Origin of the sequence: Enterobacter sp. Res13-Sevr-PEC09-46 (assembly GCF_015672585.1) — a bacterium.
GTDB lineage: Bacteria > Pseudomonadota > Gammaproteobacteria > Enterobacterales > Enterobacteriaceae > Enterobacter > Enterobacter hormaechei_C.
In genome coordinates this window covers 225,140-247,641 of sequence record NZ_JADABR010000005.1, presented here as the reverse complement: position 1 = coordinate 247,641, position 22,502 = coordinate 225,140, and the positions used below count along the sequence as shown (strand labels likewise).

The following is a 22,502-nucleotide window of genomic DNA, read 5'->3' as shown; positions in this document are numbered from 1 at the left end:
CTCCCAGAGGGAGAGGGTTAGGGTGAGGGGAAATTATTGCCGAAATGCTTCAAGCCGCTTAACCTGCCGTCCTTCCCCGTCAAAATTCTCCGCCGCCAGCCAGGCGCGCAGCTCTGCATCGCGCTGCGGCCATTCCCCGTCAATAATCGAAAGCATATCGCTGTCGCGGTTGCGTCCTTTACGCACCAGCTTCTGGCGCAGGCGCCCTTCCAGGACAAACCCCAGCCGCTCCGCCGCGTTGCGTGAGGCGATGTTCATCGAATCGCACTTCCACTCCAGCCGGCGATATTGATGCTCAAAGGCATTTTTCAGCAGCAGCCACACCGCTTCGGTACCCACGCGGGTGCCCTTCATCCTGCGCGACCAGGTGACGTGGCCGATCTCAACCGAGCCCTGAAAGCGTTCTATCGCCATATAGCTGACCAGCCCTACCGCCTTTTCGGTGCGCAGATCGATGACGGCAAAGGGCACCAGGTCGTCATCCAGCACCTTTCCGAGCACCCAGTGCGCAGTGGCCTCAACGCTCCCAGGCTGGGTGCTGGCAAGCCACGTCCAGTCGCTGTCGTCACCCAGCGCATAGGCTTCAAACAAATCAGCCGAATGGCGGTCGGCATCCAGCGGCTCCAGGCGGCAATACTGGCCGGTGAGCAGGGTACGGGTTAACGCGCGGGCGCATTTCCAGTCCGGGACAATATCGTTAACGGTTTGACCATGTTGATTGATTTCGGGCACGGCGGTGACTCCCTGAAAGGTAAGGAGTTTGTTATAGCAGGTTAAAAAGCGAACGCAAAGAGAGGTGACTCATAACCAGACCGAATGCGTTATTCCCGGATGGCATAAGTAAAGCAGAATTTCGACTTTGAGGAAATCCTCAGCCAGCCTACCGTAACGGTGCATAAAACAATCACAATATATTTTCTTCAGGGATCGCTATGACTAAAAAACTGCTGCCGTTACTGGTGCTGGCTGCGCTCTCCAGCGCTGCTCACGCCGCTACCCCACCCAACACGCTGGTTGTCGCCCAGGGTCTGGATGATATCGTGAGCCTTGACCCGGCCGAAGCCAACGAACTTTCCAGCATCCAGACCGTACCGAGTTTGTATCAGCGTCTGGTACAGCCGGACCGCGATAACCCGGAAAAAATCACCCCGGTTCTGGCCGAAAGCTGGGAAGCGGACGCGGCAGCAAAAACCCTGACCATCAAACTTAAGCCCGATGCGAAATTCGCCTCCGGCAACCCGCTGCGCCCGGAAGATGTGATCTTCTCATATACCCGCGCCGTGACGCTGAACAAATCTCCGGCGTTTATCCTCAACGTACTGGGCTGGGACGCCAGCAACATCACCAGCCAGCTGAAGAAAGTGGACGACCATACCCTCACGCTTCACTGGACGGCGGACGTCAGCCCGTCGGTAGCGCTGAATATTCTCTCCACGCCGATTGCCTCCATCGTCGATGAAAAGCAGGTTGCGGCGAACGTGAAGGATAACGACTTCGGCAACGCGTGGTTAAAAATGCACTCTGCGGGCAGCGGCGCGTTCAAAATGCGCGTTTACCAGCCGCATCAGGCCATCGTGCTGGAAGCCAACGAATCCGCGCCCGGCGGTGCGCCGAAGCTTAAAAGCATCATCATTAAAAACGTCCCCGATCCCGCTTCCCGCCGCCTGCTGATCCAGCAGGGTGATGCGGACGTGGCGCGCGATCTGGGGGCAGACCAGATAAGCGCCCTCAGCGGCAAGCCGGGCGTGAAGGTGCTAAGCATTCCTTCTGCCGAGCAAAACTATCTGGTGTTTAACACCGGCAACAGCGCCAACCCGCTGCTGAATAATCCTGCGTTCTGGGAAGCCTCGCGCTGGCTGGTGGATTATGAAGGCATCACCAAAGACCTGCTGAAAGGCCAGTATTTTGTTCATCAGAGCTTCCTGCCGGTCGGCCTGCCGGGCGCGCTGGAGGACAATCCGTTCACGTTTGACCCGGCAAAAGCAAAAGCGATCCTCGCCAAAGCGGGCATCAAAGACGCGCATTTCACGCTGGACGTAGAGAATAAACCGCCGTTCATCACCATCGCGCAATCCATGCAGGCGAGCTTCGCTCAGGGCGGCGTGAAGGTGGATCTGCTGCCCGCTGCGGGTAGCCAGGTGTACGCCCGCGTGCGTGCGAAACAGCATCAGGCAGCCATACGTCTGTGGATCCCGGACTACTTCGATGCGCACTCCAACGCCAGCGCCTTCGCATGGAATGACGGGAAATCCAGCACCGTGGCCGGGCTTAACGGCTGGAAAATTCCGGAGCTGAACAACGCTACGCTGGCGGCGGTTGCCGAGCCGGATCCGGCAAAACGTCTGGATCTGTATAAGAAGATGCAGGAACAGTTACAGCATAACTCGCCGTATGTGTTCGTTGACCAGGGCAAAACCCAGATCGTGGTGCGCGATAACGTGAAGGGGTATCAGCAGGGGCTGAACGCGGATATGGTCTGGTACGATCGCGTTACGAAGTAGCCCTTGTTGCCGGGTGGCGCTGCGCTTACCCGGCCTACGTTCCTGGTTTTTGCAGGCCGGGTAAGGCGAAGCCGCCACCCGGCATAAAGAGATTTCCCATGCCACATCTTTCCACCCGCGTGCTTCAGGGTCTGCTGACTCTCCTGCTCACGCTGTTCGGGCTACTGCTGGTCACGTTTGCGCTCTCTGCCTTTTCCCCGGTCGATCGCGTATTGCAGATCGTCGGCGATCACGCCAGCCAGTCCACTTACGATCAGGTTCGCCACCAGCTTGGGCTGGATCGGCCCCTGCCGGTGCAGTTCTGGCACTACCTGCAAAACCTCGCTCACGGGGATTTAGGCACCGCCAGCGCTACCGGTCAGCCGGTATTGCAGGACCTGCTGCACGCCTTTCCCGCCACGCTGGAACTGGCAACGCTGGCGCTAATTATCGGCACGGTACTCGGCGTGATTGCGGGTGTGCTGTGCGCCCGCTACGCCGGTTCGCCACTGGACTTAGCGATCAGAACGCTCACCCTGCTCGGCAATTCGGTGCCGATATTCTGGCTCGGACTGCTGATGCTGGCTCTGTTCTACGCGAAACTACAGTGGAGCGCCGGCCCCGGCAGGCTGGACGACATCTGGCAATTCACCGTTGAGCCACGAACCGGATTTGCGCTGGTTGATACCTGGCTTTCCGGCGACCGCGAGGCGTTCCGCAACGCCATCAGCCACCTGGTGCTGCCGGTGCTGCTGCTGGCCTACTACTCGCTGGCAAGTATCACCCGACTGACGCGCTCCGCCTGTCTGAGCGAGATGAACAAAGAGTATATATTGCTCGCCCGCGCCAAAGGCGCCGGAGAGATGACCATCCTGCTGCGTCACGTTCTGCCGAACATTCGCAGTACGCTGCTGACTGTCATCGCACTGGCCTACACCAGCATGCTGGAGGGCGCAGTATTAACCGAAACCGTCTTTTCGTGGCCGGGTATCGGGCGCTATCTCACCACCGCCCTGTTCGCCGGTGACACCACCGCCGTGATGGGCGGTACGCTGCTGATTGGCGTCTGCTTTGTTCTGATCAATAACCTTACCGACCTGCTTGTGCGGGCGACCGATCCCAGGGTGCGCTAATGCCGTTTTATCTCTTCTTACGCCGCCTGCGCCGCTCCCCTGCCGCGTTTTGCGGGCTGATCGCCATCGCGCTGCTGGTGCTCATTGCCCTGTTCGCGCCGTGGCTTGCGCCGCATGATCCCAACTGGCAGGACGCCGCCGCGCGTCTGAAACCGCCCAACGCGCAGCACTGGCTGGGTACCGACAGCTATGGGCGGGATCTGCTCTCCCGATTAATCTACGGCACTCGTCCGGCACTGGGGCTGGTGGCCTTAGTCACCGTTATTACCCTCCCCGCCGGTCTGCTGGTGGGGATTTTGTCAGGCTACTACGGCGGCTGGATGGAGCGCATCCTGATGCGCTTTACCGACGTGGTGATGTCGATGCCGCGCCTGATCCTCGCCTTCGCGTTTGTCGCGATGCTCGGCCCCGGTCTGGTGAACGGCGCGCTGGCGCTGGCCTTAACGACCTGGCCTGCCTATGCGCGCCAGGCGCGCAGTGAAATCCAGCGTCTGCGCCACAGCGATTATCTGGCCGCCGCGGAGATGATGGGCATTCGCGGCCCGCGCCTGCTGGTCGGCCATATTCTGCCCCTGTGCCTGCCCTCCGCGATTGTGCGGCTGGCGCTGGATCTGGCCGGGATTATTCTGGCCGCCGCCGGGCTGGGTTTCCTTGGCCTGGGCGCACGTCCACCGATGGCGGAATGGGGCGCGATGATTGCCGACGGCATGCAGGTCATTTTTGACCAGTGGTGGATTGCCGCCATTCCAGGCGGGGCGATTCTGTTTGCCAGCCTGGCCTTTAACCTGCTGGGCGATGGCCTGCGCGACGTACTGGAGCCACAGCATGACTGAACACCGCGTCATCGTCGATGCGCTGAATATCGACTACCCCGCCGCGCGCGTGGTCCACAACCTGAGCTTTACGCTTGGCAACGAGCGGCTGGCGCTGGTGGGAGAATCCGGCTCCGGCAAGTCCATGTCTGCCCGCGCCCTGATGGGGCTGGTGCGCAAGCCCGGCATCGTGAGCGCTAAGCGGCTTAACGTGCTTGGCAACGACCTGCTGACCCTGAACAGCCGCCGCTGGCAGGCGCTGCGCGGCAACGGCATTGCGATGGTTCTACAGGACCCGCGCTACGCGCTGAACCCGGTGAAAACCGTCGCCGCCCAGCTTGATGAGGCGCTGACCCTGCATCAGCGCCTGCCCCGCGCCGAACGCCTGGCGCGCATTCACGATATCATCCGCGCCGTGGGGCTGAACGAGCACGTGCTCCAGCGCTATCCCGGCGAACTCTCCGGCGGCATGGGCCAGCGCGTGATGATCGCCATTGCGCTCGTCAACAACCCGCAGGTGCTGATCGCCGACGAACCGACTTCCGCGCTGGACGCACGCCTGCGCAACCAGATCCTGGAGCTGCTCGTACAGCAGTGCGAGGCGCGGCAGATGGCGATGCTGTTAATCAGCCACGACTTGCCGCTCGTCGCGGAACACTGCGACCGCGTGCTGGTGATGTATCAGGGTGAGAAAGTTGATGAAATGGCGGCGAACCGGCTGCCGCAGGCGACGCACCCGTATACGCGCACCCTGTGGACCTGCCGGCCCAATGCGGAAACCTTTGGCCAGATGCTGCCGACGCTGGACCGCTCGCAGCCGTGGAAGGAGGTGAACAATGGCCCTCGTTGAGGTAAATCAGCTCCAGGTGAGCTTCGGTGAAAAAACGGCGGTGTCCGCCGCCAGTTTTGCGATCGAAAAAGGCGAAACCTTCAGCCTGATCGGTGAATCCGGCTGCGGCAAATCGACTCTTCTGCGCGTGCTGGCGGGGCTGCTGCGCGAGTGGAATGGCCACATTTCCGTCCTCGGGGAAAATTTACGGCCAGGACGACGTTTTGAAGGCGCGCTTCGACGTAACGTGCAGATGGTGTTCCAGGATCCGTGGGCGTCTTTGCACCCGAACCACACCATTGCCCGCACCCTGTCGGAGCCGTTAAACATCCACGGCGAAACCCAGGTTGCCGAAAAGGTGGCGGATGCGCTGCAACAGGTGGGTCTGGCTGCCGACGCGGGCAGGCGTTACCCGCATCAGCTTTCCGGCGGACAGCGTCAGCGCGTGGCCATTGCCCGCGCGCTGCTGCTGCGCCCGCAGCTTCTGCTGCTGGATGAACCGACCTCGGCGCTGGATATGTCGGTACAGGCGGAGATCCTGAACCTGCTCAACCGCCTGAAGGCGCAGCACGGCATGACCTACCTGCTGGTGAGCCACGATGCGGACGTGATTGCGCATATGTCCGACCGGGCGGCATTTATGGCGCACGGGGAGATCCAGCGGGTATTTGACCGTGAAGCAATGTTGCGGGGGGAGCACAGGATGGGGTAAGTGCGCGCGGCGGTGCCCGGTGGCGCTGCGCTTACCGGGCCTACGTTTCGTGCCGCGTTGATGGTTTTTCGTAGGCCGGGTAAGGCGTAGCCGCCACCCGGCAAAACGTTACTTCAGCAGCTTCACCGTGGCATCAATGTCGATCTCATCTTCAGTGAAGATCAGCGTCGTGTTCTGGAAGGTGGTGATCGCCAGCTTCTTCACCGTGCGCATTTCGCCCGGCTTTTTCTCGGTTTTGGGTTTGATGCTGTTCATCAGCAACCCCACCGACAGCACCGCATTCTCTTTGTCGATTTTGGTCTCAACGGGCTCTTCCTCGCTGAACACCACGAAGGATTTAATTGAGGTGAGCTTCACGCGCTCGCCCGCAATATAGAGATGCTTACTCTCCGGGATCACCTTCACCGCATACGCGGAAAGGCCTTTGCTGTTGGTGGTTGGCTCGAAGGTCACCGCCGCATCTTTTTTAATCAGATCAGGGTTGGCGACTTTAATCACATGAAAATAGCGGTTGTCGCCGTTTTCATCTTTGATAAATCCAAAGCCTTTATCTTTAAACCACGTTGTGATTGTACCGTTCATCGCTGTTACCGCCTGTCAGATCTTAAGACTAAAGTTTTGCAGCGCGCAGTGTAATGCACAATGGCTGACGAGACAAAAAAAAGCCCCTGCACGGGAGCAGGGGAAAGTTCATGTCAGAGCTTTTTAGTATTGTGTATTTAGTTGAACACCATCCCACCATCAATCAGCAGCGACTGACCGGTCATGTAGTCGGAATCCGGCCCGGCGAGGTAAGAGACGCAGGCGGCCACGTCTTCTGGCTCGGACAAACGGCCAAGCGTGATGCGTTTGGCAAAGGTTTCCGTCCCGTAGCCAAGCGGTTTACCCGCCGCCTCGGAGACCTGACGGTCGATTTCCGCCCACATCGGCGTTTTGACGATCCCCGGGCAGTAGGCGTTAACGGTGATCCCCAGCGGCGCGAGATCCCGCGCGGCGGTCTGGGTTAAGCCGCGCACCGCGAATTTACTGGAACTGTAGACGGCCAGCTCCGGGTTACCGGTGTGGCCCGCCTGGGAGCAGGCGTTGATGATCTTGCCGCCGTGCCCCTCTTTACGAAACGCGTCAATTGCGGCCTGAATGCCCCAGATCACCCCTTTCACGTTGATGTTGTAAACCTTGTCGACAATCTCCGGCGTGATGGATTCGATGGGCGTGGACGGCGCCACCCCGGCGTTATTGACGATGACGTTAAAACCGCCCAGCGCGGTGCGGGCTTTTTCCACCGCCGCGAACACCTGCTTGCGGTCAGAGACGTCCACCTTCACGGCGACGGCCTTCCCGCCGTTACGGTTGATCTCATCCGCGACCGCTTTCGCCGTCTCTTCGTTGTAATCCGCAATAGCAACGGCAAAACCATCCTTCACCAGGCGAAGCGCGATCGCTTTGCCAATCCCCTGGCCGGAGCCGGTTACGAGAGCCACTTTTTGCATTTCTCTGTCCTTATATTGATTCACAAAATCTGGCTGAGATGGAGCTGGCCCATCAGCAGCGGGTTATCGCTGTAGTCGACGGGAATGGCCACCACGGCCGGGCCATCGACATCCATTGCCGCACGCAGCGTCGGTTCGAGCGCATCGGCGCTCTCGACGGCAAAGCCTTTCGCACCGAACGCGTCGGCATAGACTTTGAAATCGACCGGGCCGAACTCGACGCCGGAAAGCCTCTGGTATTTTTTCTCTTCCTGGATGGCCACCATGTTGTAGGCGTTATCCACCCAGATGATGTGCAGCACGTTGGCGTTGAGGCGTACGGCGGTTTCCAGCTCCATGCTCGACTGCAAAAAGCCGCCGTCCCCGGAGACCGAGACCACCTTGCGCCCCGGGTTGACCAGCCACGCGCCAATCGCCCACGGCAGCGCCACGCCCATGGTCTGCTGACCGTTGGAGATCATCACCTGACGCGCCCGGAAGCTGTAGAGGTAGCGGGCGATCCAGATATGGAAGCTGCCCATGTCGACGGTGAGCGTTACGTCGTTATTCACGATGTCCTGCATGGCCCGGACGATGCGCAGCGGATGCAGCGCAAACTGGTTGAGCGATGCGCCGCGACGGTCGAGGAGGTCCCGCTGATGCTGGCGATCGACAAGAATTTCCGAGGCGCGCTGGCTGAGTTCAAGTTTGTGCTCGATTCGACTGGCAAGCAGATTCAGCGTGGCAGCAATATCCCCGACCAGTTCCAGATCGGGAACATACTTGCGCTCCTCATAGGCGGGCAGCACGTCAATGTGCACCAGCGTGGCGTCGCCGCTGTTCCACATGGACGGCTCGTACTCCACCGGGCTGTAGCCGATGCAGATAATCAGGTCCGCCAGATGCAGCAGCCGGTCGCCAGCCTGGTTGTTAAAGAGGCCGACGCGTCCGGCGAAGCGGGTGAAGTGTTCCTGATTCACCGCCCCGGCGGCCTGATAGGTGCTGGTGACCGGAATACGGCTTCTCTCCAGCAGCTTATGCAGCGCGGCGCTGTTGGCGGGCTGGCTGGCCATCAGGCCGAGTAAGATGACCGGGTTTTTGGCCTTCGCGATAAGCTTCGCCACGTCGTTGATGGCTGACTCCGGCGCCGGGCCCATCAGCGCCGCGGTGCTGGCGGGTAAAATAGCCCCCGTGGTGGGCTGGTCGACAATATCCTGCGGCAGGCTGACAAACGCCCCGCCCGGCCTGCCCTGCTCGGCAGCGCGAAACGCGTTCGACACCACCTCGGCAATCGCGTCCGGTGAATTGACTTCGACGGCGTATTTGGTGACCGGGCTGAACATGGCGACGGTATCCATGCTCTGGTGCACCAGTTTCGCTTTATCTGACCGCTTCACCGCACCGCCCAGCGCCACCACCGGGTCACCTTCGCTGTTGGCGGTGGCGATGCCGGTGATCAGGTTGGAGCAGCCCGGCCCGGAGGTGACCAGCGCGACCCCGGCCTTACCGGTTAGCCGCCCTACCGCTGCCGCCATAAACGCCGCGTTCGCCTCGTGACGCACCGGGATAATCTCGATGGAGGAGTCCAGCAGGGAGTCAAAGACCTTGTCGATTTTTGCGCCCGGTATGCCGAACACCTGCTTCACACCCTGCGCTTCCAGCTGGCCGACAACCATATCGGCGCCGTGCGCCCACTGACGTGACTGTTTCTCACTGTTCACGGTAGTTCTCCTGTTAGTTTTCGACGGCGCGGATAGCCGCATCAAGGTTGCTGGGGTGCAGGTTGGCCTGTAAAAACGCGCTGTCGGCGGGCAGGTCAATCATCAGCTTGTGGATTTCGCCGAAGGTGAGCACGCCGTTCTCCAGCTGATAGTCGAGCAGGTGGCCCCCGCCCTGACGGTCGTCGGTGATAAAGTGTTCGTGATAGCCCGCCACGTTAATGCCCTGCATATGCTGTGGGGTGCGGAACCCGACCAGCACGCCCTCGCGCTGGTTAAAGCGGAACACCGGCTGGTCATCCAGCACGTCGGTCATCGCCCGGTACGGCGGTGTCTGGCGCGGTACGGTGCGGGTGTGGGCATGGCGGAAGTTGCCGTCGATGCGCAGCGCGCAGAACAGGTTGTCGGAGGGGATTTGCTGGTCGATCACGTCGTGGATCTGCTGACGGCTGACCGGCCCGTCGAAGGCTTTGCGGTACTGCGGCTGGAACCAGGTCATCACCGCGAACGGCGTTTTTTGCTCCGGCTTCGCGGCGCGGGCGCTGCCGTCGGCGCGCAGCTGGTATACCTGGCTGCTGAAGGCAATCATTTCACCGTCCAGCTCGTTAAAGGTACCGAGACCAAAATCACCGTGTGCCAGCAGGTCGGCGATGGTCGTCTCCCCTTCGTAGACGCCGCTTAGCAGGGCGCTCATTAGCGATGTCTGATAGATCACGCTGTCAGGATGCTGAGCCGAGAACCCACGCAGGGTCTCGCATAAACTCGCCTCACAGTCGCATGCAGATGAATGCATCATCATGCCCGTCCTCTTCAACTTTATTTATAAAGGTTAAATAAATGTTGACCCGATTCAGCAGAGAGTTCCAATATAGAATCCATGCTGGTTTGAGACGTTTTTGATATGGAACTTCGTTATCTGCGCTATTTTGTCGCGGTAGCACGCGAGCGACACTTCACCAGGGCGGCCAAAGCGCTGGGTATTTCACAGCCTCCTCTGAGTCAGCAGATCAAACGGCTCGAAGAGGAAGTGGGCACGCCGCTGTTCAGGCGCCTGACACGGGGCGTGGAGCTGACCGAAGCGGGAGAGGCCTTCTATGAGGACGCCTGTAAGATCCTGGCGCTGAGCGACGCCGCGCTGGAGAAAGCCCGGGGCATCGCGCGCGGGCTGAACGGCAGCCTGTCGATTGGCATCACCAGTTCAGATGCTTTTCATCCCAAAATCTTCGCCCTGATTCGCCAGTTTCAGATGCAGAACATGGCTGTGCAGGTTCACCAGGTGGAAGCCAATATGTCGTCGCTGACGACGATGCTGGCGGAGGGTGAGCTGGATATCGCCTTTGTGCGCCTGCCGTGCGAAAGCAGCAAGGTGTTCGAATTAAAAATCCTCGACCGGGAGCCGATGGTGGTGGCGCTGCATCGCGATCATCCCCTGGCGGCATGTGGCGATCTGGCGCTGGATGAGCTGCGGGATACGCCGGTGGTGCTGTTCCCCCAGGAGGTAGCACCGGGGCTGTATGACCGCGTTTACGGCAGCTGCGAGCGGGCCGGGATCGATATGCAACACACGCTGCAATCTTCACAACTGTCCTCTTCCCTGAGCATGGTCTCCGCCGGCTGCGGGTTCGCGCTGGTGCCGAAATCCATGGCCGCTATTTCTCCGCCGAATGTCACCTACCATGCGCTGCGCTCGTCGGAGCTTTATACCGATATCGCGCTCTGCTGGCGGCGTTTTGAGCGTTCGCGGACGGTGAAGCGGTTTCTGGCGATGATGAGCGAGGGGTAGCTACGGTGTGGCTGTGCCCGGCGGCGCTGCGCTTGCGCGGGCCTACGGTTCGTGTCGCGGGTTGGTTGGCTTGTTGGCGGTTTTGTAGGCCGGGTAAGGCGCAGCCGCCACCCGGCAATGCCCTTTGGAAGCCGCCTCGCAAACTTTTAAGCAACCTTATGTAATTCAGGGGCATCCCTTTTCATCCCTTCTCCGCGGTCGTAAAGTGCCTGCGTTGCGGCACATCCGTAACCGGGCGTAGGAACCCGTTAGCATGACATGACATTTTTTTGGACAACGAGGATGCTAAATGGCGACTACCCCTGGATTTTCATACGTACACGCTGAAGAAAGCGCTGTTCATCACCTTCTTCACCTGCAACTTCCCGATTCTGCGGATCTCTTTGAACTGGCTGGCACCTGTGCGGCATACGTGAGCGTACTGGTGGAAACGGACGATGCGGTGACATTTGCCACGCTCTGTAAGCAACTGCTGGCAGCGCTGAAGCGGCTGCGGGAATGCTGCGATGCCGAACTGCCTTCGTATCTGGTTGAACAGCTGATCGCAGGGGAAAAGATCGCCTCCTGTGTGCCGGACTGCTGGCAGGATACGGCGATGCAGGTGGACTATGCCGAGGCGTTAACGCTGGCGGTGATGGGCGGGACGTTGCCTGCGAGCGTGGCGAAAGAACTCACCGGGCTGTTGCATGATATGGTCTGGCTGCTGGCGGAGTTTGTGAAGGAGCCTTATATAACGGCGCACTGAGGCGGGTGATGGGAGGCCGGGGCTCTGCTGGGGTAAAAAGCAGGATTTCGGCCTTATGCATAATGCAATGTGGTTTGTTGAATGTCCGTTAAGAGCGAGGAGCGGAAGCTGGCTGCCGAAGCCGTGGCGATTCATGATGTGCAATAAGATGAGTAGAATCACTTTTTAATATCTGAGTCTGGTTGGACCGTATATATTTGTCCCGCAACTCTATTGCTCATGATTCACCTGTAAAAGCCAAGGCTGGGAAACTCACCTTTCTATTTTTTTGAATTCATAATCACTGGCTGTTCACTAAACACATTCCTATTTAAAGTAAACCTATAGCACTCATTGTTGTTTCTTCTTAGATACATCACCCCCCATTGCTTTACTCCGCAATCAGATACAAATGACGCATCCGACAAGATAGCTATCTTTGCGACATAACCTGAAGATATAGCGGCAAGTAAGAACGGTATTGCTACAACAATCACCAGAGATTGAAGTATGGTAACAAACCTGACAAAGATTGATTGCTCATAATAAACTTTTGCCCGTTCGGGGAGGAAGCCAACAACGTTACCAGTAATCATGCCTACTGCACTGGATATGCCGGCGACAAGCACCAAGAAGAAGTACAGAATACAAATAGAAATAGGGATAGCAACAACGGCAGGGGAATACTTCAAATACTCCTCATCAACACCATAAATCACACTAAGCATTTTTAGCGTCAATACATATGAAATAAACCATATCACTACATTATAAAACTTAATAGAAAATGTGCTTTTTATTATTTTTTCCAGCATATATCTTTCTGGGTACAGCTTATATAAGCTGTAGATGAACAAAACTGAAAATGCGATAAAAACATGCTTGAACTCCAGAAGCAGCAGCCCAGTCGCGACAACTCCTAACGATAGCAAAAAATCCTTTGTTTTCTCTCTCATGACCTTATCCTTATCATTCATAGTAAATCTCCATCAGGGCTTTATGAACAGCAGACATGTAAAATTAAAAATACGCCACCAATTGTATATCTTCTCATTTTATTGTTTTGTTTTAAATTATTACGTGGCTAAGAGTTTGGTTTGAAGTGTTCACCTAAAAGTTCTACCCTTGTATAGGAATGTTAACAACTTCTGCTTCTGGCACAGAGCGGACATTCATATTCATCTCTCTTCCTCTCTATCGGCCCGCCGCCACTCTCAGGTATGAATGCGTTTATCACCTTGTTTAGAAAAGCGATGGGCAGCACGGCCGCCCATTACTATGCCGAACGGAAAAACAGCGGCCGTTAGCCCGGCCCCTCGCTCCCCGCCGCCAGCAGCGGCACCACCACATCGCTGACGGGCACCGCAATCCCGTGCCTGCGGCCATAGCGCTGGATCACGCCGTTGCGTATGTCCCACTCCATCGGGCGATCCGCCTGACGGTCGGCAAGGATCGACGTGCCTAAATCCACTGGCGCACGCTGGAAGTTCGCCAGGATCTCCTCCGCCACCGCATCGTCCAGCTTCGCCCCTTCGGCGCGGGCGACGGTAAGCCCCTCGCGCAGGTAGGCCAGCGCCAGCTCGCTGATATCCTCGCGCCTGAACATCCCGGCGCGGCGATTGGCCAGCACCATCAGCCCGGCGACCGCGTTTTGCAGCAGCTTGCGCCAGGCGACGGTAGTGAAATCTGTCGAGAGCTCAACGTCACAGCGCGTGCCGCGAAGCGCCTCCACCACCCGCTGCGCCTGCGACACCTCCGGCAGCGTCAGGCGCGGCTTCGCCCGCAACCAGACGGAGGCATCCGGCTCGCGCTGGGCGGGGAACCAGACCACCGAGGGCAACACCGTTGCGCCATTGACCAAAGGCGCAAGCTGGGCTTTCTGCTCCACGCCGTTTTGCAGCGCGCAGACCACGGTGTTTTCATCGCACAGGGCGCGCAGCCAACCGGTGCTGTCGGCATTTTGCGTGGTTTTTACCGCCAAAAAAACGAGGTCAACGGGGCGCGTAATGACGCTGGGATCGGTGAGTACCGGACCGGGCACCACAATTTCACCCTCATCATGACGCAGGCGCAGTTCCGGATGCGCGGTGCGACCACACAGCAGCGGCGTGCGGCCCGCTTCATGCAGCACCGCGGCGATGGTGGTCCCAATCGCACCGGGTCCTGTCAGCGCAATGGTTGGATAGTCAGACATGGATCACTCCCCTTTTGCTAAGCCTGCTATCAGTTATACCACCCTGAGACGAGCGCGCCACGCCCATTGTCTATACTCAACTCATAACAGACAACGGAGTGCGCCATGCCTTTACCCGACTTCAAATCCTCTGAACCTTATACCCTCGGCATTGAGCTCGAACTCCAGGTGGTTAACCCGCCGGGTTACGATCTGAGCCAGGACTCCTCTGCCCTCATCGCCGCCGTCAAAGACGACATCAAAGGGGGCGAAGTCAAACACGACATTACTGAAAGCATGCTCGAAATCGCCACCGGCGTGTGCCAGACCATCGACCAGGCGGCCGCGCAGTTCTCGGTGATGCAGCAGAGCATCCTGCGCGCGGCGGAAGATCAGCATATCCAGATATGCGGCGGCGGGACGCATCCGTTCCAGAAGTGGCAGCGGCAGGAGGTGTGCGACGACGAGCGCTATAACGTCACGCTTGAGCGCTTCGGCTACCTGATTTTGCAGGCGACGGTGTTCGGCCAACACGTCCACGTCGGCTGTCGGACCGGGGACGACGCCATTTACCTGCTGCACGGCCTGTCGCGTTTTGTGCCGCACTTTATCGCCCTGACCGCCGCATCACCGTATATGCAGGGCACGGACACGAAGTTCGCCTCATCGCGTCTCAACATCTTCTCGGGCTTCCCGGATAACGGTCAGATGCCGTGGGTCAACAGCTGGCAGGAGTTCGAGGGGCTGTTCCGCCGCCTGAGCTCCACCAGCATGATCGACAGCATTAAGGATCTGCACTGGGACATCCGCCCCAGCCCGCACTTCGGCACCGTCGAGGTGCGGGTAATGGATACGCCGCTGACGCTCAGCCACGCCATTAACATCGCCGGGCTTATTCAGGCGACGTCGCACTGGCTGCTGACCGCGCGGCCGTATAAGCATCAGGAACGGGATTTTCTGCTCTATCGCTTTAACCGTTTTCAGGCCTGTCGCTACGGGCTGGAAGGCATTCTGACGGACGTACATACCGGCGAGCACAAAACCGTGGCGGACGATATCGCCTGGCTGCTCGAGCAGGTTGCGCCGTCGGCCGAGAAGCTCGGCGCGACAAGCGCAATCAATGAGATTGCCCTGCGGTTAAAGCAGGGCAAGAGCGAGGCGCAGCGCATGCGGGACTTTATCGCCGATGGCGGCTCGCTGATTTCTCTGGTGCAGAAGCACTGTGAGCTGTGGGCGACGAGTCCGTAAGGCCGTGGCCCCACTCGCGCAGGCGCTGGAACAGCACGAACAGCGCCGGGATGAACACTATCCCCACCACGGTCGCCACCAGCATGCCGCTGAACACCGTAGTGCCGATGATGCGGCGGCTCTGGGCACCCGCCCCGGTCGCCAGCATCATCGGCAGGACGCCGATAATGAACGACACGGCGGTCATCATTACCGCGCGGAAGCGGCGCGATGCCCCCTCCCGTGCGGCATCGACAATCGCCATTCCATCCATGCGCCGGGCGCGGGCAAACTCCACGATAAGAATTGCGTTCTTGGCGGCGAGGGCTATCAGTAACACCAGACCAATCTGCACATACACGTCGTTGGCGTAGCCCGCCAGCCACAGCCAGACCAGCGCCCCGCCGATGGCGAACAGCACTGAGAGCATCACGCTCGCCGGCAGCGTCCAGCTCTCGTACTGGGCGACGAGGAACAGCCACGCCATCACCACCGCCGCCAGCACGATCCATATCGCCTGATTGCCGGTCTGCTGCTCCTGATACGACATGCCGCTCCAGGCGTAGTCGTACCCGGCTGGCAGGTTTTCCGCCAGAATCTCGCCCATCGCCGCCATTGCGGTGCTGCTGCTCACCCCTTCCGCTGCCGAGCCGCTCACCGATACCGACGGGAACTGGTTGTACTGCTGAATAAATGGCGCGCCGACGGTCGGCGTGATGGTGATGAGGTTGCTCAGACGCACCCGCTCGCCGCTGTTGCTGCGCACGAACAGCTCGCTGATTTGCTCCGCGCGCTCGCGCCACTGCATCTCGTTCTGCATCACTACGTGGTAGACGCGGTTGTTGACGCTGAAATCCCCGGCGCGCGTGCCGCCAAAGGCGGTTTGCAGGCTGCTGAAGATGCGTGACACCGGCACGTCGAGGCGGGCCGCGCGCTCGCGGTCAACGGTGAGCGTCATCTGCGGTACGTTGCTGCTCCAGGTGGTGAACACGCGGCTCAGCTGCGGGTTCTGGTTGGCTTTCGCCAGCACCTCACGCGTCACGCGCTCCAGCTCCGCCGGACTTTGCCCCGCCTGCGCCTGAATGCGCAGGTCGAAGCCGGAGGCGTTGCCCAGCCCCGGCAGCGTCGGCGGCGCAAAGGTCATGATGGTGGCTTCCGGCAGGGCCAGCAGCTGGCGCTGAAGGATGCCCATCACCTCATCCAGCGGCGGACGCTCGCTCCAGTCTTTGAGCATGATGGAGATAAACCCGCCGTTCGATGCGCTGGTGCCGTTGAGGATGTTAAACCCGGAGACCTGAATCACGTCTTCTACCGCCGGGTTGTTAGCGATCAGCTCGCGCGCGGTGGTCATCACCGCTTCGGTGCGCTCCAGCGAGGCTGCCTCCGGCAGCTGGACGCTGGCGAAGAAGTAGCCCTGATCCTCCTGCGGCAGGAAGCCCTTTGGCATCGACATGAAGCTGAATACCACCACCGCCGCCGCACCCGCGGTGGCCAGCAGCGCCAGCCACGGGCGCAGGTTTAAAACGTTCACGATGCGGGTGTAGAAACCGCGCGTGGCGTCCAGCCCGTGGTTAAAGGCGCGATAGAGTGCCGCAGGTTTCTCCGGTCGCGGGCGCAGCAACAGCGCGCACAGGGCGGGCGTAAGAGTCAACGCCACGAGGCTTGAGAGCGTGACGGCGGTGGAGAGCGTCACCGCGAACTGGCGGTACAGCTCGCCCACAATCCCCGGCAAGAGCGCCACCGGCACAAACACCGCCAGCAGCACCAGCGTGGTGGCAATCACTGGCCCAGCGATCTGACGCAGCGCCAGCGCGGTCGCCGCCGTCCGGCTCTGCCCTTCCGCCATCAGCGTTTCGACGCTCTCCACCACCACGATGGCGTCATCCACTACCATGGTCAGCGCCAGAATGATGGCGAACAGGCTCAGCGTATTGGCGGAGTAGCCGAGCGTATAGAGCACCGCGAAGGTGCCCACCAGCGACACCGGAATGGCAAGGGCAACAATCAGCGTCGCGCGCCAGCTTTGCAGGAACAGGGACACCACGACCACCACCGCCAGCATCGTCAGCGCCAGCGAGACGCCAATCTCTTTGATGGTGGCGGCCACAAAGGAGGTGGTGTCGAATTTGACTTCATAGACCAGATCGTCCGGGAAGCGCGTGGATAACCGTTTCAGCTCCGCGCGCACCGCATCGGCCACGCGCAGGGCGTTAGCGGACGGCGTCGGGTAGATGCCGAGGTAGGCGGAGTCGTGCCCGTTCAGCTGCGCGCCAGAGCTGTAGCTGCGCGAGCCAAGCTCGATGGTGGCGACGTCCTTCAGGCGCACCAGCTGACCCATCTCCCCGGCGCGGATAATGATGTTGGCAAAGTCGTCGGCCTGATTTAAGCGCCCCAGCCCGTTAATGGTCAGGGTCTGCTGCTGGCCGTTAAACACCGGCGGCGTGCCGACCTGGCCTGCCGCCCCCTGCACGTTCTGCTCGCGCAGCGCCTGCGCCACGTCATCGCTGGTCACGTTCAGGGCGTTCATGCGGTCCGGACGCAGCCAGATGCGCATGCTGTAGTCCCGTGCGCCAAACATCTGTACCTGCCCGACGCCCGGCAGGCGAGACAGCGCCTCGCGCACCTGGGTGCTGGCGTAGTTGCTGACGAACAGCGGCGTGTGGGTGTTGTTCGGTGAGTAAAGGCTTACCCCCATCATCAGGTTGGTGGCGCGCTTGCGCACCTGCACGCCGTTTTGCTGCGCCTCGGTCGGCAGCTGCGCCACGGCCTGCGCCACGCGGTTTTGCACGTCGATGGCGGCGAGGTCCGGATCGGTGCCCGCCGCAAAGGTAATGTTCAGGCTATAGCTACCCTCGTCCGAACTGGTGGACTCCATATAGAGCATATGATCCACCCCGTTCAGCTGGGTTTCCAGCGGCGTGGCGATGGCCTCCGCCACGTCAGCCGAGCTGGCGCCCGGCCATGACGCTGACACATTCACGACCGGCGGGGTGATCTGCGGGTACTGCTCCACCGGAATAATCCTCAGCGCGATGGCCCCCAGCAGGGTGATGACCAGCGCTATCACCATCGCAAAGCGCGGGCGTTTGATGAAAAACGTCAGCATGATGGCTCCTTAATTCAGTATCTGGACGGCAACGCCTGGCTGCACGCGCTGCGCACCGTCAGTAATCGCTCGCTCACCGGGCTTCAGGCCGGAGGCAATCTGGAACTGCTGGCCGATCTGTCCGGCGACCTTCAGCGGACGCATTTCGGCTTTATCCTCGGCGTTAACCACCCATGCGAAGAACCCGTGGCCATTCTGCTGTACGGCAGCGGCGGGCAGAGTCAGCACTGGTTGCTCACTTGACGGACGCAGGTAGACGTTCACGTTGCCGCCGGGCAAGAGCTGATGGCGCGGGTTGGCAAACTCGGCGCGCAGCATCACGCTGGCGGTGCGCGGGTCGATGCGGTTGTCCACGGAGGTGAGTTCCCCGCTGATGCGCTGGCCGTTGCTGTCAATCAGCACCTGCCAGGCCTGCTTCATGGCGTTGATATCTGCATGCTGTCCGGCTTTAGTGGCAAACGTGCCCTCTTCCAGCGCAAAGGCGATGCGGATGGGATCGAGCTGCACCACCTCCACCAGCACACCGCTGGCAGGATTCACCAGGCTGCCGACGTGAAAGTTGCTGTGCCCCACGCGCCCGTCAATCGGTGAAATAATACGCGTGTAGTTGAGGGTGACGCTGCGGGTGTCGAGACGGGCTTTCGCCTGCTCCAGCGCGGCGCTCGCTACGTCGCGCTGCATGCGGGCGTTGTCCACGTCGTGGCGGCTGATGGCGTTGCTGCTGCCCAGGTTTTCGAAGCGTGACAGCTGCTGCTGCGCCTGACGCAGCGTGGCTTCGGCGCTTCTCACTTCGGCCTGCGCCAGACGCAGGGCGGCGCGCGGCTCGGCGTCGTCCAGTTCGAACAACACGTCGCCTTTTTTCACGTACTGCCCGTCGCGGAAGTGGATTCTGGTGATGACGCCTTCCGTGCGGGCGCGCAGTTCAACGGTGTGGATAGCTTCAATGCGACCCGGGATCTGACGCTCGGCGGCGTGGGCGGTCTGCTCCACGGTGGCGACACGCACGGGAATGGCCGCGGCGAATGCGGGTGGCAGGGTGCAGGCGAGGAGCGCGAACAGGAGTGGGAATTTCATGGGAGTACCTCGGCGTTGTTTTCCCTCACCCCGGCCCTCTCCCACAGGGAGAGGGAGGTCAGAGTTCCCTCTCCCTGTGGGAGAGGGTTAGGGTAAGGGCAAAAGGTTATGCAGCCTTACGGAACCTGCGGGTCAGTCGCTTCTCGATTTCGACGACGAAGAACATCACGCCCGCCACCGCCAGCGTCACGAACCAGTAGCGCAGCGGCAGCGCTTCGGTGCCGAACAGCATCTGCATAAACGGCAGGTAGATAATCGCCGCCTGGAGCAGGAACAGTACGCCCGTTACCAGCCAGATCCCTTTGTTCGCCAGCAGGCCGCGGTTCAGGGAGAACCCGTCGGTATTGCGGCAGTTAATCATGTATACCCACTGGGCGCAGACCAGCATCTGCAACAGCACGGTGCGGATGAACTCCGCGCTGTGGCCGCGCGGGGCCAGCCAGGCTTCCAGCGCAAAGGCGGCGATGGCAATCATGGTGCCGACGAAGGCCACGCGCCAGACGGCGTAGGCGTCCATCACGTGCTGCCCGGTCTGACGCGGCGGGCGGCGCATAATGTTGCGCTCGGCGGCCTCGAAGGCCAGGCCGAAGGAGAGCGTGGCGGAGGTCGCCATGTTCATCCACAGGATCAGCACTGGCGTCAGCGGAATGATGTTCCCCGCCAGCAGCGCAATCACAATCAATAGCCCCTGCGCCAGGTTGGTCGGCATGATGAACAGGATGGTCTTCTTCAGGTTGTCGTAAACGCGACGCCCCTCTTTTACCGCGCTGGCGATGGTGGCGAAGTTATCGTCCGTCAGGACCATGTCCGCCGCCTCTTTGGTCACTTCCGTGCCTTTGATGCCCATCGCGATACCCACGTCCGCCTGGCGCAGCGCCGGGGCATCGTTCACGCCGTCACCGGTCATGCCGACGATTTCGCCTTTGTCCTGCAACGCTTTCACCAGGCGCAGCTTATGCTCCGGGCTGGTACGGGCGAAGATGTCATACTTCACCGCCGCTTCCGCCAGCTCGGCGTCGTCCATCTTCTCCAGCTGGTAGCCGGTAACCGCCTGCTCGCTGTTGGTGATCCCCAGCATCTGGCCGATGCTCATCGCCGTCTGCGGGTGATCCCCGGTGATCATCTTCACGCGGATCCCCGCCTGCTGGCAGGCGTTAATCGCCTCAATCGCTTCCGGACGCGGCGGATCCATCATCCCGGCAATGCCGAGGAAGATCAGACCGTGGCTCAGGTCGTCGTGAGTTAATGCCTGCTCGCCGTTCGCTGGCTTGAACGCCGCGGCGACCATGCGCAGCCCCTGACGCGCATAGCGCTCCATCTCCGTTTCCCAGTACGCGCGGTCAAAGGCTTGCGCACCGTTGCGGGTCTGCTGCTGCTCACACAGGGCGAAAATCACGTCCGGCGCGCCGGTAATCAAAATCTGCTCCTCACTGCCAATCTGGTAGTGGGTGCTCATGTACTTGTACTGAGAGTCGAACGGGATCTTGTTAACCAGCGTGGTCACGACCGGCTCGAGGTGGGCCTTGGCCGCCAGCACCTTCAGCGCGCCCTCGGTTGGCCCGCCGGTGATGCCCCACAGGCCACGCTCGTCCTGAATCAGCTGGCTGTCGTTACACAGGTCGATGGTGCGCAGGTACTGCTCCAGCACGGTGCCCGGCTGGATCTGCACCGGCTCGTCGCTGCCTTCGAGGTAGATGTTGCCCACCGGCTCGTAGCTGTTGCCGTCCACGCGATAGCAGGTGTCGGCGGTGATGATGGCTTTCACCGTCATCTCGTTCATGGTCAGGGTGCCGGTTTTATCCGAGCAGACCACGGTCATCGCGCCCAGGGTTTCAACCGTCGGCAGCTTGCGGATAATCGCCCGCTTGCGCGCCATCGCCTGCACACCCAGGGAGAGGATAATGGAGATAATCGCTGGCAGACCTTCCGGTACGGAGGCTACCGCCAGGCTAATCAGGGAGAGCAGCAGCTCGCCCATCGGGATCTCGCGGAACACCAGGCTGAAGACAAACAGCGCGGCCATCATCGCCAGAATGATGGCGAAGATCGCTTTGCCCAGCTTGTCCATCTGCACCAGCAGCGGGGTGCGGTGTTTTTCAATGCCCGCCATCATCTGGTTGATGTGGCCGAGTTCGGTCTCCTGGCCCGTGGCAATGACCACGCCAACGCCGCCGCCCGCGCTTACCGTCGTACCGGAAAAGACCAGGTTCGTGCGGTCGCCCAGCGGTAATTCGCCGTTCAGCGGGCTCGTGTGTTTATCCACCACGGTGGATTCACCGGTCAGAATTGCCTCTTCCACGCGTAAATTATGCGCTTCGATTAAGCGCATATCCGCCGGTATACGATCTCCTGCGCGCAACACAATAATATCGCCCGGGACGATTTCCGTCGTCGGGATAGTTTCATGGTTGCCGTTACGAATAACGCGCGCCTCGCTGGAGAGCATATTGCGAATACTCTTCAGGGATTTTTCCGCGTTACTTTCCTGAATGTGGCCAATTAAGGCATTGATTACCGCCACGCCCAGAATAACCAGCGTATCAACCCAGTGTCCCATTACTGCCGTTAATACGGCGGCTGCCAGCAGGACGTAAATCAGGACATCGTTAAAATGCGCGAGAAAACGCAGCCAGCCCGGCTTGCCTTTTTTCTCCGGCAGCGCGTTCGGGCCATGCTTCTGTAAACGCGCCTGCGCCTCGGCACGGTCCAGGCCATTAGCCTGGCTCTGCGCCTGAGCAAGCACCTGCTCTACGGTCTGCTGGTACGCCTGCCCGCCTGCGGGTGGCATATTCTGCGAGAAATTTTTTTTGGTCATGGTATTTTTCCTTCAATATCCGGTGGACGGAAGCCGGAATTCCTTTCTGGCTTTAAATAATTCATTTTTAAGTCTTGCGGGTTAAATTGATCTACCGCAATATATTGACTACCCGGTTATTCAAAACTGATTAAAATTATTTCGACGCGTTGATTTTTACAAAATATTTCTAAACCAACACTAAACGAGGAGGAAGCATGTTTGGTATTTATCGCGGACGGCGTCTGGCGTTATACATTGTCGCAGCCATTGTTATTGCGACGTTAATTGGATATAGCACCTATAGCTTTGTAAAATTATTTTCGTGAGAAAGACGTTTATTTACATAACGCGATATTAATTTAATCGCCCCGAAAATATTATCTATTTTCTGTTATTAATTCGCAGAATAACGGTGGCCTTTTACCCAATTTTGCCAGCGGGGATGATATTGCTTTACGTTTCAGG

18 protein-coding genes are annotated in these 22,502 nt (G+C 59.7%); 8 read left to right on the top strand and 10 right to left on the bottom strand.

The window, feature by feature from the left end; genetic code table 11:
* Window positions 1-33: 33 nt before the first annotated feature.
* On the bottom strand, window positions 34-732 hold the full coding sequence (locus IMQ56_RS02425) for a GNAT family protein (RefSeq protein WP_047737941.1): 699 nt from the start codon (window positions 730-732) through the stop codon (window positions 34-36).
* A 200-nt stretch (window positions 733-932) separates the two neighbouring features.
* Here IMQ56_RS02425 and IMQ56_RS02420 point away from each other — a divergent pair, with 200 nt between their 5' ends.
* The 5 genes from IMQ56_RS02420 (at window position 933) to IMQ56_RS02400 (ending at window position 5,966) form a co-directional block, all read left to right on the top strand.
* Window positions 933-2,501, top strand: coding sequence for an ABC transporter substrate-binding protein (locus tag IMQ56_RS02420; RefSeq protein ID WP_193136193.1), 1,569 nt, complete (start codon window positions 933-935; stop codon window positions 2,499-2,501).
* A 98-nt stretch (window positions 2,502-2,599) separates the two neighbouring features.
* Window positions 2,600-3,613 (top strand): ABC transporter permease, encoded by a 1,014-nt coding sequence (locus IMQ56_RS02415; protein ID WP_023303249.1) that lies wholly within the window; start codon window positions 2,600-2,602, stop codon window positions 3,611-3,613.
* Window positions 3,613-4,446, top strand: a complete 834-nt coding sequence (locus IMQ56_RS02410; protein WP_193136195.1) for an ABC transporter permease — start codon at window positions 3,613-3,615, stop codon at window positions 4,444-4,446. Before IMQ56_RS02415 ends, IMQ56_RS02410 begins: the two co-directional genes overlap by 1 nt.
* Entirely contained in the window at window positions 4,439-5,275 is an 837-nt protein-coding gene (locus tag IMQ56_RS02405) for an ABC transporter ATP-binding protein (protein WP_196063777.1), read from the top strand. The genes IMQ56_RS02410 and IMQ56_RS02405 overlap by 8 nt, the downstream gene beginning before the upstream one ends.
* Window positions 5,262-5,966: an ABC transporter ATP-binding protein gene (locus tag IMQ56_RS02400; protein WP_194302015.1), complete on the top strand. Its 705-nt coding sequence runs from the start codon at window positions 5,262-5,264 to the stop codon at window positions 5,964-5,966. Before IMQ56_RS02405 ends, IMQ56_RS02400 begins: the two co-directional genes overlap by 14 nt.
* 108 nt (window positions 5,967-6,074) lie before the next feature.
* Here the strand turns inward: IMQ56_RS02400 and IMQ56_RS02395 are convergent, their stop codons facing one another.
* The 4 genes from IMQ56_RS02395 to budA form a co-directional block, all read right to left on the bottom strand.
* Window positions 6,075-6,548, bottom strand: a complete 474-nt coding sequence (locus tag IMQ56_RS02395) for a cold shock domain-containing protein (RefSeq protein ID WP_015571193.1) — start codon at window positions 6,546-6,548, stop codon at window positions 6,075-6,077.
* A 137-nt stretch (window positions 6,549-6,685) separates the two neighbouring features.
* A complete protein-coding gene (locus tag IMQ56_RS02390; RefSeq protein WP_045349884.1) occupies window positions 6,686-7,456 on the bottom strand; it encodes a (S)-acetoin forming diacetyl reductase in 771 nt (256 codons plus the stop codon).
* A gap of 20 nt (window positions 7,457-7,476) precedes the next feature.
* Entirely contained in the window at window positions 7,477-9,156 is a 1,680-nt protein-coding gene (alsS, locus tag IMQ56_RS02385; protein WP_062938171.1) for an acetolactate synthase AlsS, read from the bottom strand.
* Between the two features lie 13 nt (window positions 9,157-9,169).
* Window positions 9,170-9,949: an acetolactate decarboxylase gene (gene budA / locus IMQ56_RS02380; RefSeq protein WP_026080550.1), complete on the bottom strand. Its 780-nt coding sequence runs from the start codon at window positions 9,947-9,949 to the stop codon at window positions 9,170-9,172.
* A gap of 105 nt (window positions 9,950-10,054) precedes the next feature.
* Here budA and IMQ56_RS02375 point away from each other — a divergent pair, with 105 nt between their 5' ends.
* Complete coding sequence (locus IMQ56_RS02375; RefSeq protein ID WP_196063748.1) at window positions 10,055-10,936, top strand: LysR family transcriptional regulator; 882 nt, start codon at window positions 10,055-10,057, stop codon at window positions 10,934-10,936.
* A gap of 289 nt (window positions 10,937-11,225) precedes the next feature.
* On the top strand, window positions 11,226-11,681 hold the full coding sequence (locus IMQ56_RS02370) for a hypothetical protein (protein ID WP_063859378.1): 456 nt from the start codon (window positions 11,226-11,228) through the stop codon (window positions 11,679-11,681).
* Window positions 11,682-11,941: 260 nt separating this feature from the next.
* Here IMQ56_RS02370 and IMQ56_RS02365 read toward each other — a convergent pair whose 3' ends face one another.
* Together IMQ56_RS02365 and IMQ56_RS02360 are read right to left on the bottom strand one after the other, a co-directional pair.
* Window positions 11,942-12,637, bottom strand: a complete 696-nt coding sequence (locus IMQ56_RS02365) for a hypothetical protein (RefSeq protein ID WP_047746743.1) — start codon at window positions 12,635-12,637, stop codon at window positions 11,942-11,944.
* 326 nt (window positions 12,638-12,963) lie between these two features.
* Entirely contained in the window at window positions 12,964-13,854 is an 891-nt protein-coding gene (locus tag IMQ56_RS02360; protein WP_196063749.1) for an oxidoreductase, read from the bottom strand.
* A gap of 105 nt (window positions 13,855-13,959) precedes the next feature.
* Here IMQ56_RS02360 and IMQ56_RS02355 point away from each other — a divergent pair, with 105 nt between their 5' ends.
* Window positions 13,960-15,081 carry a YbdK family carboxylate-amine ligase gene (locus tag IMQ56_RS02355; RefSeq protein ID WP_196063750.1) on the top strand — a complete coding sequence of 374 codons (1,122 nt, stop codon included), beginning with the start codon at window positions 13,960-13,962 and terminating at the stop codon, window positions 15,079-15,081.
* On the opposite strand, the gene IMQ56_RS02350 is transcribed toward IMQ56_RS02355, so the two are convergent.
* The 3 genes from IMQ56_RS02350 to IMQ56_RS02340 all read right to left on the bottom strand — a co-directional run bounded on the left by IMQ56_RS02350 (window position 15,011) and on the right by IMQ56_RS02340 (window position 22,055).
* A complete protein-coding gene (locus tag IMQ56_RS02350) occupies window positions 15,011-18,166 on the bottom strand; it encodes an efflux RND transporter permease subunit (protein ID WP_196063751.1) in 3,156 nt (1,051 codons plus the stop codon). The genes IMQ56_RS02355 and IMQ56_RS02350 overlap by 71 nt on opposite strands.
* 9 nt (window positions 18,167-18,175) lie before the next feature.
* Window positions 18,176-19,240: an efflux RND transporter periplasmic adaptor subunit gene (locus IMQ56_RS02345; protein WP_196063752.1), complete on the bottom strand. Its 1,065-nt coding sequence runs from the start codon at window positions 19,238-19,240 to the stop codon at window positions 18,176-18,178.
* Between the two features lie 106 nt (window positions 19,241-19,346).
* Window positions 19,347-22,055, bottom strand: a complete 2,709-nt coding sequence (locus IMQ56_RS02340) for a cation-transporting P-type ATPase (protein ID WP_015571204.1) — start codon at window positions 22,053-22,055, stop codon at window positions 19,347-19,349.
* Between the last annotated feature and the right edge of the window lie 447 nt (window positions 22,056-22,502).

What these genes read in the sequence shown, in the direction of transcription:
- IMQ56_RS02365 (WP_047746743.1), bottom strand. Translation starts at nt 12,637, where the DNA reads ATGAATGATAAGGATAAGGTCATGAGAGAGAAAACAAAGGATTTTTTG.
- IMQ56_RS02405 (WP_196063777.1), top strand. Translation starts at nt 4,439, where the DNA reads ATGACTGAACACCGCGTCATCGTCGATGCGCTGAATATCGACTACCCC.
- IMQ56_RS02410 (WP_193136195.1), top strand. Translation starts at nt 3,613, where the DNA reads ATGCCGTTTTATCTCTTCTTACGCCGCCTGCGCCGCTCCCCTGCCGCG.
- IMQ56_RS02370 (WP_063859378.1), top strand. Translation starts at nt 11,226, where the DNA reads ATGGCGACTACCCCTGGATTTTCATACGTACACGCTGAAGAAAGCGCT.
- IMQ56_RS02355 (WP_196063750.1), top strand. Translation starts at nt 13,960, where the DNA reads ATGCCTTTACCCGACTTCAAATCCTCTGAACCTTATACCCTCGGCATT.
- IMQ56_RS02395 (WP_015571193.1), bottom strand. Translation starts at nt 6,548, where the DNA reads ATGAACGGTACAATCACAACGTGGTTTAAAGATAAAGGCTTTGGATTT.
- IMQ56_RS02345 (WP_196063752.1), bottom strand. Translation starts at nt 19,240, where the DNA reads ATGAAATTCCCACTCCTGTTCGCGCTCCTCGCCTGCACCCTGCCACCC.
- IMQ56_RS02350 (WP_196063751.1), bottom strand. Translation starts at nt 18,166, where the DNA reads ATGCTGACGTTTTTCATCAAACGCCCGCGCTTTGCGATGGTGATAGCG.
- IMQ56_RS02390 (WP_045349884.1), bottom strand. Translation starts at nt 7,456, where the DNA reads ATGCAAAAAGTGGCTCTCGTAACCGGCTCCGGCCAGGGGATTGGCAAA.
- IMQ56_RS02375 (WP_196063748.1), top strand. Translation starts at nt 10,055, where the DNA reads ATGGAACTTCGTTATCTGCGCTATTTTGTCGCGGTAGCACGCGAGCGA.
- IMQ56_RS02400 (WP_194302015.1), top strand. Translation starts at nt 5,262, where the DNA reads ATGGCCCTCGTTGAGGTAAATCAGCTCCAGGTGAGCTTCGGTGAAAAA.
- budA (WP_026080550.1), bottom strand. Translation starts at nt 9,949, where the DNA reads ATGATGCATTCATCTGCATGCGACTGTGAGGCGAGTTTATGCGAGACC.
- IMQ56_RS02415 (WP_023303249.1), top strand. Translation starts at nt 2,600, where the DNA reads ATGCCACATCTTTCCACCCGCGTGCTTCAGGGTCTGCTGACTCTCCTG.
- IMQ56_RS02340 (WP_015571204.1), bottom strand. Translation starts at nt 22,055, where the DNA reads ATGACCAAAAAAAATTTCTCGCAGAATATGCCACCCGCAGGCGGGCAG.
- IMQ56_RS02360 (WP_196063749.1), bottom strand. Translation starts at nt 13,854, where the DNA reads ATGTCTGACTATCCAACCATTGCGCTGACAGGACCCGGTGCGATTGGG.
- IMQ56_RS02420 (WP_193136193.1), top strand. Translation starts at nt 933, where the DNA reads ATGACTAAAAAACTGCTGCCGTTACTGGTGCTGGCTGCGCTCTCCAGC.